We start from the raw sequence: 12,174 nt of genomic DNA on the forward strand, positions 1-12,174 counted from the left end.
CTGAATATTGTAACTAATTACATGATAAATCAATTAATAATAAAAATAAAAGTATAATTATAGTTCATACTACAAATAGAATAAAATCGAATTATTCTTACTCCTATAAGGATTATAGGTGATAACTGGTAAAGGTTAATTAACAAAAATAAAACATTTTGGAAAATATTGCTTTTTAATAAATATAATGATTAAATCAAATTATCCAGATAGTGGTAAAAATTTCCTATCTGAGAGATACTGGCCAGTATCAAGAAGTGTTTCTTGCCCTCTAAAAAAATCAGGAGTTGATCATGTATGAAATCGTTATGGAAAAATAGTGTAGCGGTTCTAACCATTCTCTCCATTCTGCCATTTTCACAAACTGCCGTGCATGCTGAACAAAAGCATTCGGGGCCGATCTCGACTTCTCAAGTAGACGTGCAAACGAAAAAATTGTCTATTGAAAAAGAAGGTAGATTGTCAGCGGCTGAACGAGCATTCGTAGGAAAAGTAAAATCGAAAAAGGGTGTACATCGTCAAGGCGACCTGTATGTGGTCTCCCGTGGTGAAATGCCTACCTCTGGTTATGGTTTGAAGGTTGTTGGAACTCAGCAAGGATGGGAAATGCTCACGGTTTATGTAGAGCTGACCAATCCTACTCCAGAAGATATTACAATGCCAGCGGTGCACACCCCTTATATCATTGTGCGGGCAAGCCTGCCGCCATACACAACAATGGTGTTTATGGATGCAACGACAGATAAGGTATTGTTCCGATAAACCGCTTGATAGATAGAAATGGAAAAAGGCCGGATATAATCATCCGGCCTTTTTTTAGTCGAGACTTGCTGTTTTGGGTGCCAATCTTATAAAAATGCCCCCTTAGATTTCATCGGGAAACCGGGTGGTTTTTCCAATGACGATTCTAAGGGCTCGTCGCAGAGTTGCTATTCTATTTCGGATGAGTGGAAAATTAAGGCTGATTCGATGTTACATACGTACCGGAGATCAAATCATGGATCGAGCGTTTATCCTGACGAACACCAACCATGATGGCGCTGACGATTATACCAAGACCGAGTGTAATGACATACACGATTCCTCCGATGAGGTTGCGTAACAGCATGGTTCCGATTCCTACAGGCTCTCCATCGATTCGGGCGATGCGAATCCCGGCAATTCGTTTGCCCACCGTATAGCCATGCCAAAATACAGGCACGAGGAGGCTGTACAGCGAGGAGATGAGATTGGTAACAATATTGTCTTCTGTACTGCCTGTAATGATATAGGTGATCAGTAGTAGCGGTAGTCCGATAATGATTGCATCTAGCAGTCCGGCACCGAGCCGGCGCCAAAATCCTACGGGATTGCTTGGCGATGTGGTGATTGATTCCATGTTTTCCCTCTCCTTGTTATTCGAATAGGAATATATATGACTGCCCATTCGAAAATAGTGCAGATAAGGCTCCGTCGTTAACGAGACGGAGCCTTAATTTTCCATAAGATTATACACCTGTAAATTTATTATGACAAGGTTAAAAACATCCGAAGCATTACGGCAATCCTGCCAGGAATGGCGTCAATGACGATATGCTCGTGGGAGGCGTGGGCTCCATCACCAACAGGTCCCAAACCGTCAAGCGTTGGTGTGCCTGCATCAGCGGCGAAGTTTCCATCGCTTGTTCCGCCGACACCTTGCTCCGTCAATTCAAAACCTTCCAGACGCGCTTGTTCCTGCGCATGCAAGAACAGTTGCTCGGTACCGGCAGTTCGTTCCATAGGAGGCTTGGTGATTCCGCCTTCCACGAACAGCTTGGCTTCCGGATGGACAGGGGTCAGTTGACTCATCAATCGGGTAATACGCTCGCTTTCCTCGCGGCTTTGGATACGCACATCAATTTCTGTCATGGCAAAGTCAGGTACGACGTTCGATGCACTTCCACCTGTAATGGTACCGACAGACAAGGTAGTGCCCGCCTCATAATTCGTAAACGATTGAATATCGAGGACGTGGTGGGCCAGTTCAGCGATCGCATTGATCCCCTTGGCGTGATCATTGCCTGCATGTGCAGCACGGCCTGTGACTTTTAAAAGGAAGTCTCCGCCGCCTTTGCGGCTTGTTTTCAAAGAGCCATCTCCAGCGGCAGGCTCCAGTACCAATGCATATTTACTTCTTTTTGCTTCCTCTCTAATAAGCATTTCGGAGGAAACACTGCCAATCTCTTCGTCGGTGTTCCAAAAAAAGACGAGCTTATTTTTAGGCGAAAGATTGTGTTCCATCATGGCGCGCAGGGCGAAATAGCTAAAAACGATCCCCGCTTTCATGTCGTATGTACCAGGCCCATAGAGTCGGCCATTTTCCTCGCGACAAGGCTCAACGGCTAATGTACCAATTTCTTTTACGGTATCGAAGTGACCGAGAATGAGGATTTGTTCGTCGCCATCTCCATACTCCATTCGCAGCTGATTTCCGTATTGCTCTTGTGGCAAGCTCTCTACCCGACACCCCAATTGGCGAAAGCGCTCTGCAATCAGGCTGCCTAATTGATCGACAGCTTGCTTGTTATGGGTGGGTGTTTCCATCTCTACATATGTACGCAGTTCCTCGATAATTTCTGGGAGCTGCTGCTGAAAATAGGACGTCCAATTTTTCTCCATGTCAGCCTCCTGTAATTCCTTTTACTAGCACTATAAAGCCTTGTTTGCTTTTCTGCCACTAAAATAAAGATTTGTGAATAAAATTCTGTATATTCCGCATTTAAAATGTAAGTAAAAAATGATTGAAATTGTTCAGATTATGAGTAAAATAATCATTGTGATGCATAAATATAAGTTTTCATGCAAATTAATGCTACGAATAGACTGCTTTATGCGTAAAAATCATAACAATGGGGGTTCATCATGAAGAAAACAAAATCATTTATTTCTCTGGCACTTACTTCAATGCTTGCGGCAGTCGTGATCGCTGGATGCGGTACAGGCAATCAAACAGCAACAGGACAAGCGCCTGCGCCTTCTGCTGGCGATAAGAAAACATTGGTCATGGCTACTTCGGCTGACTATAAGCCGTATGAATATCACGATCTGAGCAGCGGAAAAGATGAGATTGTCGGCTTTGACATTGATATCGCGAAATACATTGCAAAAGAGCTTGGCTACGAACTGCAAATCAATGACATGAACTTTGACGGGCTTATTCCGGCACTGCAAACGAATCGCGCGGACTTCGTTATGGCTGGCATGACAGCAACGCCTGAGCGTGAGAAGAACGCTGATTTCTCCACCATCTATTACGATGCGAAAAATACGATCGTAGCAAAGAAAGACAGCAATCTGACCAAGCCTGAGCAATTGGCTGGCAAAAAAGTAGCGGTACAGCTCGGTTCTATTCAGGAAGGGGCAGCAAAGGAGATTGCAAAGACTGTTTCCGGCTTGCAGATCACTTCACTGAACAAGCTGCCTGAGATTGTTGAAGAAGTAAAAGCGGGCCGTGTAGATGCTGCTATTATCGAGGACACGGTAGCGAAAGGCTTCGTGGAAAACAATGACTCTTTGCAATTCACCACATTGGAAGAAAATGAACAGAATGGCTCCGCTGTTGCGTTCCCAAAAGGCTCGCCGCACGTAGAGAAATTTAATGAAGTCATTAAAAAGATGCAAGACAACGGAGAAATGGACAAGCTGATTCAAAAATGGTTCGGTCAATAATCTCTCCAGGCAACGAAGAATAACTGTATAAGCAGCAAGAGGGGAGAATGGGCATGAATTTGGATTTTGCACAAATCGTGCCCTATATTCCTTTCATATTGGAAGGGATAAAGGGCACGCTACTTGTTACTTTGATTTCGGTTGTATTGGGATTTTTCTGGGGCTCCATCCTCGCACTTATTAAAATTTCGAATGTGAAAGTGCTAAACTGGCTCGCGGTTGTTTATACTTCTGTTTTCCGCGGGACACCTTTGATTTTGCAGCTTACCTTTGTTTATTTTGCAACGCCACAGCTTACTGGTTACAACATTTCGCAACTGGAAGCAGCAGTACTAACATTTACACTAAACTCAGGTGCATACATTTCTGAGACGATTCGCGGTGGAATATTGGCGGTGGATAAAGGGCAGTGGGAAGCGGCCAAAGCGCTCGGTGTACCTTATCACCGGATGATGCTAGATATTATTTTGCCGCAGGCTGTCAAAAATATCTTGCCTGCACTCGTCAATGAAACGATTGCGCTCTTGAAGGAATCTGCACTCGTTTCCACGATTGGTCTTGCAGACATCATGCAGAACGCGAATGTGGTCAAAGGCACCATCTTCCGCTATTTTGAGCCATACATGATCGCCGGTATCCTGTACTATGTCATGGTTATGATCCTGACTTGGGTAGCTCGCGTACTGGAACGGAGGATGAGACTCAGTGATTAAGATCGATAACATTACGAAGTCATTTGGACAACTAAATGTATTGAAGGGCATCACGACGAACATCGGTAAAGGGGAGGTTGTCGCCATCATCGGTCCATCTGGATCGGGGAAGTCAACACTACTGCGTTGCATCAACCTGATGGAGACACCAACGACGGGGACAATTACGATCAACGGACAGGAAATCACGGCTCCAAAAGCTGACGTGATGGGTATTCGTCAGCAAATCGGGATGGTTTTCCAACATTTTCACCTGTTTCCGCATATGACGGTATTAAAAAACTTGACCTATGCTCCGATGAAAGTAAAAGGCATGTCTGCGGCTGAGGCGGAAAAAAAGGCGAGAGAGCTATTGGCGCGTGTAGGGCTGGCGGACAAAGCGGATGTCTTTCCATCACGCTTGTCAGGCGGTCAGAAGCAGCGTGTAGCCATTGCCCGTTCGCTTGTGATGGAGCCACAAATCATGCTGTTTGACGAGCCGACCTCTGCCCTCGACCCAGAAATGGTCAAGGAGGTTTTGGAGGTTATGAAAGGGCTGGCTGATAGCGGAATGACCATGGCAATCGTTACGCATGAAATGCGCTTTGCCGAAGAGGTGTCAGATCGTATTTTGTTCCTCGATGATGGTCGTCTCTTGGAGGATACGCCACCAGAAGAGTTTTTCCAAAAGCCAAGAAGTGAACGCGCCCAGCAGTTTTTGGAGAAGGTTCGGTAATACAACTAGCCGCAGTGCCGATGAGGCAGCGGCTTTTTTCTTTGACACGCGCATAGACTTGGGCTAGAATCAGAAACATTATCAGTGTAAAAAATTTTTTGTTTATTCTATTTTGAGGAGTGACTATTTTGGATCGTCAACGGTTGGTCATTTTGTTGGAAATGGCGATGATGGCGGCTCTTGCAATTGTGTTTAGTCAGATCAAGGTTTTCGAAATGCCACAGGGCGGCTCTGTATCTTTGGTGATGGTGCCAATCGCATTGATCGCTGTTCGCCGTGGACTTGCTGCTGGTGTCATTACAGGGCTTGTTGTCGGATTTCTTCAATTGCTCTTGGGCAGTACAGTTGTCCATCCAGTTCAGCTGTTGCTGGATTATCCGCTTGCTTTTGGAGCGCTGGGTCTCGCTGGGTTTGTTCGCCTGTCTGGCTACGAAGGAACGAAGCAACGAATCATGGTACTGTGGAGCGGCTTGTTCATTGGCGTGATTGGACGATTTGTCTGCCATTTTCTATCGGGTATTATTTGGTTTGGCAGCTACGCGCCAGAAGGTGTACCAGTCTGGCAATATTCCCTCATTTATAACATCACGTATCTGCTGCCAGAAATGATTATCGCGGGAGTCGTCTTGACAGTTGTGCTTAGCAGCGCATCGCAGCTGCTGTTCCCCGCACGCGATCGAGTCGCATAAGAAACAGGAAAAATCGGTATCAAGTACAAACTATCCACATAATGTAATCAGGCAGCGAGTTCCGTTGCCTGATTTTTTACTTCTTAGACATATACTTTTTTCAGGTGGCAGGATACATGTTTATCCGACAGCAGAATATGATGTAATATGCACGTTTTTGAGAACACCTAAAGGAGGTGCTTACGCGAAATGGGATTGCGCTCCTATCGCCTGCGACAGGGGGGCGCCTTGCGACGTGTTCTCGGGGTTGCGTTGGCTGTCGGGGGAATCACCATTTTCCTGTATTGGGCACCTCCGTGGGTTTGGTATAGCCTATTGGCATTAGCACTCATAGGGGCCGGCGTGTATTTGTATCGTGTGTAGTAATTTCGGTGAGGAGGGGTAGCATGCGGTTTTACACCATCAAGTTGCCGAAGTTCCTGGGTGGCATGATTCGGGGCATCATCGAGGCGTTCAACAAGAAAAAATGAACTTTCGGCCCCGAGCCTCCTTAGGGAGAAGAGTGGAGAAACGGGAGAAATGCAAAAAAGCACCTCGAGGGTGCTTTTTTTCGCATAGCTGAGATCAACTATACGCGAGTTACGAGACCGGATTTCAGTGCTCGAGTACTTACATAAACGCGCTTCGGTTTTCCATTTACGAGAATGCGCACTTTTTGTACGTTGACACCCCAAGTGCGGCGAGTTGCGCGCATGGAGTGGGAGCGAGCGTTTCCAGCTTTAGCAGATTTACCTGTTACAAAGCAACGACGTGCCATTACAATCCACCTCCCTTGTTACATATAAACGGGATTTCCTTTGTGGGAAATACAAATACTCGACTATATTAGCACAACATTGCTGTCAATTGCAATACTTGACAACATGATTTACCTAGTCTTTCTCGTAGGGTTGATAGGATCGACAAAACGCTTCATTTCTCTTTTGTGTTAGTGTAGAATTGTAAGGAAGCATGGTTACGCTTACCTATGACGGTCAAGCTGTTTAACAGAGGAGGAGTCCTTGCATGACAGTGGAAATGAATACATCGCTAGGAAAGATCGATGTTACAGAAGACGTGATCGCACGGATCGCTGGCGGCGCGGCCATGGAAGTTTTTGGACTTGTGGGCATGGCTTCTCGCAAAGCGTTGAAAGATGGAATCGCTGAACTGTTAGGAAGAGACAACCTGAGCAAAGGTGTCGTCGTTCATAACACAAATGGCGAAGTAGTATTGGACATGCACATTATCGTCAGCTATGGCGTAAAAATTTCTGAGGTGGCAGGCAACGTTCAACGCCGTGTTCGATATACCTTGGAGCAAACAGTAGGCATTGATGTGACTGCTGTTAATATTTTTGTGCAGGGAGTTCGTACAGACAGGGATATGTAAGGAGGAACATCAGTTGGTACATACGCGTCTAGATGGCGTGCTGTTTAGCCGGATGGTTTACCTGGGGGCGAACCTTTTATCCGACAACGTCAGAGTAGTGGATGGATTAAACGTCTTTCCTGTGCCGGATGGCGATACGGGGACAAACATGAATTTGACTTTCTCTTCCGGTGTGGAGGAGCTGACTCGAAAAGAATCCCCCCGAATTACTGAATCGGCAACTGCTTTGGCAAAAGGTCTGTTAATGGGCGCGCGCGGTAACTCCGGCGTGATTTTGTCCCAGTTATTCCGCGGCTTCAGCAAATCAGTCAATGGAAAAGATGAGGTTAACGCCCGTCAGTTTGCCGATGCTTTGAAAGCTGGTGTTGACTCTGCGTATCAGGCAGTGATGAAGCCAGTAGAAGGCACGATTTTGACTGTTGCCCGTGAAGCGGCGGAGATGGCTGTGCGTGCAGCGCGCACGTCAGATGATATTATCTCTGTCATGGAAAAAACATACGAGCAGGCGCAAGCTACGCTGTTGCGTACGCCGGAAATGCTACCTGTTCTAAAAGAAGTGGGCGTAGTCGACTCTGGTGGACAAGGTCTCTTGTTTATTTATGAAGGGTTTTTGCGAGCATTGCGCGGGGAAGAGCTATCCGCCGATCGTGAGCGTTCGGTACTTAGAATCGGTCAGGAAGAGCTGGACAAGCTCATTTCTGATCAGCATAATGCACAAATCCACATGAAAACAGAAGACATCACGTACGGGTACTGTACGGAGTTTATGGTTCATGTCGCGCATAGCACCGAGCCGAACAAAAAGTCGTTCTCAGAAGCGCTGTTCCGCAACCATCTGGATACGATGGGCGATTCACTACTGGTCGTCTCTGATGATGAAGTCGTCAAGGTACATATTCATGCAGAGCATCCGGGCAGCGTATTGCAATACGCTCAGCAATTCGGCAGCCTGCATCGACTGAAGATAGAAAACATGCGCGAGCAGCATGCGAACATTCTAAAAGCGGAAGAGAACAAAGGACAGGCGAAGCCAGAAACAGTTGCTAAACCTGCTACAGAGTTGCTTCCATACGGATTGATCGCGGTAGCTGCTGGTGAGGGAATCGCTACAATTTTGCGCAGCATGGGTGTGCATGTGGTAGTAGAGGGCGGTCAAACGATGAACCCGAGCACAGAGGACTTCATGAAGGCCATCGCAGGACTGAATGCCCAGCACATCATCATCCTGCCAAACAACAGCAATATCATCATGGCAGCACAGCAGGCATCCGAGCTTGCTGAAGTTCCTGTATCTGTCATACCGACGAAGAGCATTCCACAGGGATTAGCAGCACTGGTCAGCTTCCGTACAGATGTTGAATCGGAAACGAACGTGCAAGCGATGACCAAGGCAATTGCCCAGGTGAAAACAGGTATGGTGACGCACGCGGTTCGCGACACGCAAATGGGTGAGGTACAAATCAAAGAAGGCGATTTTATCGGCATGGCTGAGAAAGAAATCGTCACAGCAGGCCCCGACTTGCTAGCTTGCGCAACGACGCTGCTCTTGGGAATGGTGGATGAAGACTCCGAAATCATTACGATATTCTTAGGAGAAGATGCGACAGAAGATCAGGCTCATGCTTTAGAAAAAGCTTTGTCTGATGCGTACGCGGATGTGGAAGTAGAGATCCAGGCAGGCGGTCAACCGTTGTATCCATTCATTTTTTCTGTCGAGTAAAAGCCAACCTTTTGAACACGAATGAATAGGGAGAGGAGCGATCGAGAATGCCAATTGTGATTCTTACCGACAGCGCGTCTGATATCGATGCGTCTGTGAGGCAGTCATTGGGGATCGTGGCCGTCCCGTTGAAAATCATGTTTGGGGCGGAAACGTATGTGGACGCAGTCACTATCTCGTCTTCGGAGTTTTTCGATAAGCTGAAGCAATCGAGCGTGATGCCGACGACCTCGCAGCCGTCTCCGCTTGAATTTGCCGAAGCATACAAAGCGATCTATGAGAACTATGGCAAGGACGTGCAAATCATTGCCATACTCTTATCGGGTTCCTTATCGGGTACGTATCAATCAGCGATGATCGCCAAGTCGATGTTGGATGAAAATATAGACATTACGGTGATCGATTCTCGCAAAGCTTCGTTTGTTCATGGAATGATCTGCGTGGAGGCTGCCAAAGCCGCACAAGCAGGCAACAACAAAGAGCAAATTCTGGATCAGATTGATCGTTATTTGGATGAGGTGCAGGTATACTTTATTGTGGATACACTGGAGTTCCTGCAAAAAGGCGGTCGGATTGGCAGAGCATCTGCTGTCATCGGTTCGCTCTTGAATATCAAGCCGATTTTGACACTGGATACTGCTGGGTACGTGTCTGCTTTTGACAAGGTACGAGGGACGAAGAAAGCTCTGAATCGCGTATTTGAAGCTTTGCAAGAGTACGCGAAAGGCGAGCCTGTGAAAATCGCTGTGCTGCACAGCAGTGTTCCAGATCAAGCGGCTGAGCTCTTGGAGCGACTCAAGCAAGAGTTTTCGGTAACGGACTCTTGGTTGGAACAGATTGGTCCCGTGATCGGTACGCATACAGGTCCAGGTCTACTTGGGATCGTCATGGTAAAAGATAAGTAAGGCATATATGGTATGGAGAGGAGCTTCCCTGAGGTAGGGGGCTTCTTTTTTATACGTGAAAAACAAGGGGGAGGTTCTGGTGAATAAGGATGATTTCCTTATCGAGTTGGAGGATATTGTGTATGACTCTCTATTTATTGGCGGTCATAAAGATGATTTGAATAAAGAAATTTCTGTTAATATGTGGTCTATTTCTTTAAGTAAGCAGTTAGCTAGTCAATCCACAGTTTCTGATTTTATGAACTTTTTCCATAAAGTAATAGAGAATAGAAAGCAGCAAATTTTAAAATCAAATAGTGATCATGGAATGCTGTTATATGTTTGGTTCGATTGGCAGGCTTCGCAACTGAGATTTAATCTTATATCTCAGATTCATGAAAGACTCCCCTTTAGAGGAAAGATTGAAATCATTGATGAGCTTGAACCAATCATTAACGAGTTTCTTCATTTTTCGTATCATGATGGATTTGCAGATTTCGATCCAGAACTAGATCCCGTAAAGGTATTCCTAATTTCACTTCCAAAGAAATAAAATGAAATTCATGAAGTTTGCACGCTTACATGCTGGCTGTGGGCCCCAGAAGATACCGGCTTGACCATACTTGATGGCCCCCTTCTTTTCAGAGGGAGTTTTTTCATATAGCCTGATTTGACCGCATGTTGTCAGCATAAATCGGTTATGATTGCTTTACGTACAGTTTCCTCTGTAGCGCTTTCAAAGGCTGTAGGATACAATGAGAGGGAATCTTGTTGAACCCCTTGTGATTCAGGAGGAGAACCGGTTGAAGTACAAAAGCGTATTTGATATTATCGGTCCAATTATGGTTGGGCCATCTAGCTCCCATACGGCGGGTGCAGCCCGTATCGGTCGTGTGGCTCGCAAGCTGTTTGGCAGAATGCCTTTGCGAGCAGAAATTGTGTTTTACGGCTCATTTGCAAAAACGTATCAAGGACATGGTTCTGATGTGGCGACCGTTGCAGGAATTCTTGACTTTGACACGTCGGATTTGCGTCTGAAAAATTCGTTGGTGATTGCAGAAAAAGCTGGCATGGAAGTGGAGTTGTCCACTTCTGAGGTTTTGACAGAGCACCCGAACACGGCGCGGATCAAGCTGTCTGATGATGAGCGTCAGATTGAACTCGTTGGTGTTTCCATTGGTGGCGGGAAGATCGAAGTGTTGGAATTGAACGGCTTTTCCTTTCAGTTGGGCTTCGATACACCGACGCTCTTGGTCTTGCATGAGGATCGCTTTGGGATGATTGCGGCTGTGGCAAAGGTGCTGACCCAGCACAACATTAATGTGGGGCTCATGGAAGTGTCTCGACACACACGCGGTTCGCGTGCTTTGATGGCAATCGAAACGGATTCGACGATCTCCCCGGAAGTCCTAGAGGAAATCCGTCAAATCCCCCATATCTTTGACGTATCCCTGCTCGCATTGAACTAAGCAAAAGGACGAGCAGGATTAGAGGAGTGAACAACCAGATGTTTCGTAATGTGGCTGAACTAGTTGAGTTGGCCGAATCCCAGGGGAAGAAAATCTCCCAGGTGATGATTGAAGCAGAAATGGAAGTTTCCCAGCGCAGTCGGGATGCCATTATGCAAGATATGTACGCCAACCTCGATGTGATGGAAAAAGCAGTGCGTCGCGGGCTTACTGAAGATATTCGCTCGCATAGCGGGTTGACGGGCGGCGATGCGAAGAAGCTGCAAACATATATGGAGACCAAGACGTTTTTGTCTGGACCCACACTTTTGAATGCCGTTTCGATGTCTGTGGCGGTTAACGAAGTAAATGCTGCAATGGGTACGATTGTCGCAACACCGACAGCAGGAGCATGCGGCATTGTACCAGGGACGTTGTTTGCCGTATCTGACAAGCTGCAGCCGACCCGTGAGGATATGGTCAATTATTTGTTCACAGCAGGCGCTATCGGGTATTGCATTGCCAATAATGCATTCATTTCGGGTGCTGCAGGTGGTTGCCAGGCAGAGGTGGGCTCTGCAACGGCTATGGCTGCTGCGGCGATTGTAGAAATGGCTGGCGGTACGCCTGAGGAATCTGCCCAAGCAGTGGCGATCGCATTGAAAAATATGCTCGGTCTGGTCTGTGACCCCGTAGCCGGACTGGTTGAAGTACCATGTGTCAAACGAAATGCGATGGGAGCAGCGATTGCCACGGTAGCCGCAGATATGGCAATGGCAGGCATCAAGAGCGTAATCCCGACAGATGAAGTCATCGATGCCATGTACCGAATCGGTTGCGCCATGCCGACTACTCTGAAGGAAACCGCACAGGGTGGTCTTGCTGCCACGCAAACGGGCCGCATGATCGAAGCCAAAGTGTTCGGCGTACGGATGGAGAAGTAA

The 12,174-nt window shown here is 46.8% G+C and carries 16 protein-coding genes; 13 read left to right on the plus strand and 3 right to left on the minus strand.

Features of this window, described 5'->3' with window-relative positions; translation table 11 throughout:
- Positions 1-297: 297 nt before the first annotated feature.
- On the plus strand, positions 298-762 hold the full coding sequence (locus POF51_RS07010) for a protease complex subunit PrcB family protein (protein ID WP_271754627.1): 465 nt from the start codon (positions 298-300) through the stop codon (positions 760-762).
- Between the two features lie 193 nt (positions 763-955).
- On the opposite strand, the gene POF51_RS07015 is transcribed toward POF51_RS07010, so the two are convergent.
- Positions 956-1,378 (minus strand): RDD family protein, encoded by a 423-nt coding sequence (locus POF51_RS07015; protein ID WP_069849469.1) that lies wholly within the window; start codon positions 1,376-1,378, stop codon positions 956-958.
- A gap of 128 nt (positions 1,379-1,506) precedes the next feature.
- Positions 1,507-2,640 (minus strand): M20 family metallopeptidase, encoded by a 1,134-nt coding sequence (locus POF51_RS07020; protein ID WP_069849467.1) that lies wholly within the window; start codon positions 2,638-2,640, stop codon positions 1,507-1,509.
- Between the two features lie 243 nt (positions 2,641-2,883).
- On the opposite strand from POF51_RS07020, the gene POF51_RS07025 reads away from it, so the two are divergent.
- The 6 genes from POF51_RS07025 (at position 2,884) to spoVM (ending at position 6,277) form a co-directional block, all read left to right on the plus strand.
- Positions 2,884-3,690 (plus strand): transporter substrate-binding domain-containing protein, encoded by an 807-nt coding sequence (locus POF51_RS07025; protein ID WP_069849466.1) that lies wholly within the window; start codon positions 2,884-2,886, stop codon positions 3,688-3,690.
- A gap of 53 nt (positions 3,691-3,743) precedes the next feature.
- The gene (locus POF51_RS07030; protein ID WP_069849708.1) at positions 3,744-4,403 is read left to right on the plus strand and encodes an amino acid ABC transporter permease; all 660 of its coding nucleotides are present in this window, start codon (positions 3,744-3,746) and stop codon (positions 4,401-4,403) included.
- The gene (locus tag POF51_RS07035) at positions 4,396-5,118 is read left to right on the plus strand and encodes an amino acid ABC transporter ATP-binding protein (protein WP_069849464.1); all 723 of its coding nucleotides are present in this window, start codon (positions 4,396-4,398) and stop codon (positions 5,116-5,118) included. Before POF51_RS07030 ends, POF51_RS07035 begins: the two co-directional genes overlap by 8 nt.
- Positions 5,119-5,246: 128 nt before the next feature.
- Positions 5,247-5,807 carry an energy-coupled thiamine transporter ThiT gene (gene thiT / locus POF51_RS07040; RefSeq protein ID WP_017249451.1) on the plus strand — a complete coding sequence of 187 codons (561 nt, stop codon included), beginning with the start codon at positions 5,247-5,249 and terminating at the stop codon, positions 5,805-5,807.
- A 189-nt stretch (positions 5,808-5,996) separates the two neighbouring features.
- Complete coding sequence (locus POF51_RS07045; RefSeq protein WP_007728365.1) at positions 5,997-6,170, plus strand: hypothetical protein; 174 nt, start codon at positions 5,997-5,999, stop codon at positions 6,168-6,170.
- 23 nt (positions 6,171-6,193) lie between these two features.
- Positions 6,194-6,277: a stage V sporulation protein SpoVM gene (gene spoVM, locus POF51_RS07050; protein ID WP_005831022.1), complete on the plus strand. Its 84-nt coding sequence runs from the start codon at positions 6,194-6,196 to the stop codon at positions 6,275-6,277.
- Between the two features lie 98 nt (positions 6,278-6,375).
- Here spoVM and rpmB read toward each other — a convergent pair whose 3' ends face one another.
- Complete coding sequence (gene rpmB / locus POF51_RS07055; RefSeq protein ID WP_005831020.1) at positions 6,376-6,564, minus strand: 50S ribosomal protein L28; 189 nt, start codon at positions 6,562-6,564, stop codon at positions 6,376-6,378.
- Between the two features lie 248 nt (positions 6,565-6,812).
- On the opposite strand from rpmB, the gene POF51_RS07060 reads away from it, so the two are divergent.
- From POF51_RS07060 to sdaAA, 6 genes are all read left to right on the plus strand, one after another.
- A complete protein-coding gene (locus POF51_RS07060) occupies positions 6,813-7,178 on the plus strand; it encodes an Asp23/Gls24 family envelope stress response protein (protein WP_007728362.1) in 366 nt (121 codons plus the stop codon).
- A 13-nt stretch (positions 7,179-7,191) separates the two neighbouring features.
- On the plus strand, positions 7,192-8,898 hold the full coding sequence (locus POF51_RS07065) for a DAK2 domain-containing protein (RefSeq protein WP_069849462.1): 1,707 nt from the start codon (positions 7,192-7,194) through the stop codon (positions 8,896-8,898).
- Between the two features lie 47 nt (positions 8,899-8,945).
- Positions 8,946-9,803, plus strand: coding sequence for a DegV family protein (locus tag POF51_RS07070; protein WP_069849460.1), 858 nt, complete (start codon positions 8,946-8,948; stop codon positions 9,801-9,803).
- 79 nt (positions 9,804-9,882) lie between these two features.
- On the plus strand, positions 9,883-10,335 hold the full coding sequence (locus POF51_RS07075) for a hypothetical protein (protein WP_271754649.1): 453 nt from the start codon (positions 9,883-9,885) through the stop codon (positions 10,333-10,335).
- Positions 10,336-10,585: 250 nt separating this feature from the next.
- Positions 10,586-11,251, plus strand: coding sequence for an L-serine ammonia-lyase, iron-sulfur-dependent subunit beta (gene sdaAB, locus POF51_RS07080; RefSeq protein ID WP_069849455.1), 666 nt, complete (start codon positions 10,586-10,588; stop codon positions 11,249-11,251).
- A gap of 38 nt (positions 11,252-11,289) precedes the next feature.
- Positions 11,290-12,174, plus strand: coding sequence for an L-serine ammonia-lyase, iron-sulfur-dependent, subunit alpha (gene sdaAA, locus POF51_RS07085; RefSeq protein ID WP_017249446.1), 885 nt, complete (start codon positions 11,290-11,292; stop codon positions 12,172-12,174).

It is taken from the genome of Brevibacillus sp. AG (assembly GCF_028369215.1).
GTDB lineage: Bacteria > Bacillota > Bacilli > Brevibacillales > Brevibacillaceae > Brevibacillus > Brevibacillus porteri.

Bases quoted from the DNA above. Each gene is read 5' to 3' on its own strand.
- POF51_RS07015 (WP_069849469.1), bottom strand. From the start codon at position 1,378: ATGGAATCAATCACCACATCGCCAAGCAATCCCGTAGGATTTTGGCGC.
- POF51_RS07045 (WP_007728365.1), top strand. From the start codon at position 5,997: ATGGGATTGCGCTCCTATCGCCTGCGACAGGGGGGCGCCTTGCGACGT.
- POF51_RS07060 (WP_007728362.1), top strand. From the start codon at position 6,813: ATGACAGTGGAAATGAATACATCGCTAGGAAAGATCGATGTTACAGAA.
- POF51_RS07020 (WP_069849467.1), bottom strand. From the start codon at position 2,640: ATGGAGAAAAATTGGACGTCCTATTTTCAGCAGCAGCTCCCAGAAATT.
- POF51_RS07010 (WP_271754627.1), top strand. From the start codon at position 298: ATGAAATCGTTATGGAAAAATAGTGTAGCGGTTCTAACCATTCTCTCC.
- rpmB (WP_005831020.1), bottom strand. From the start codon at position 6,564: ATGGCACGTCGTTGCTTTGTAACAGGTAAATCTGCTAAAGCTGGAAAC.
- sdaAA (WP_017249446.1), top strand. From the start codon at position 11,290: ATGTTTCGTAATGTGGCTGAACTAGTTGAGTTGGCCGAATCCCAGGGG.
- POF51_RS07070 (WP_069849460.1), top strand. From the start codon at position 8,946: ATGCCAATTGTGATTCTTACCGACAGCGCGTCTGATATCGATGCGTCT.
- POF51_RS07025 (WP_069849466.1), top strand. From the start codon at position 2,884: ATGAAGAAAACAAAATCATTTATTTCTCTGGCACTTACTTCAATGCTT.
- spoVM (WP_005831022.1), top strand. From the start codon at position 6,194: ATGCGGTTTTACACCATCAAGTTGCCGAAGTTCCTGGGTGGCATGATT.
- POF51_RS07030 (WP_069849708.1), top strand. From the start codon at position 3,744: ATGAATTTGGATTTTGCACAAATCGTGCCCTATATTCCTTTCATATTG.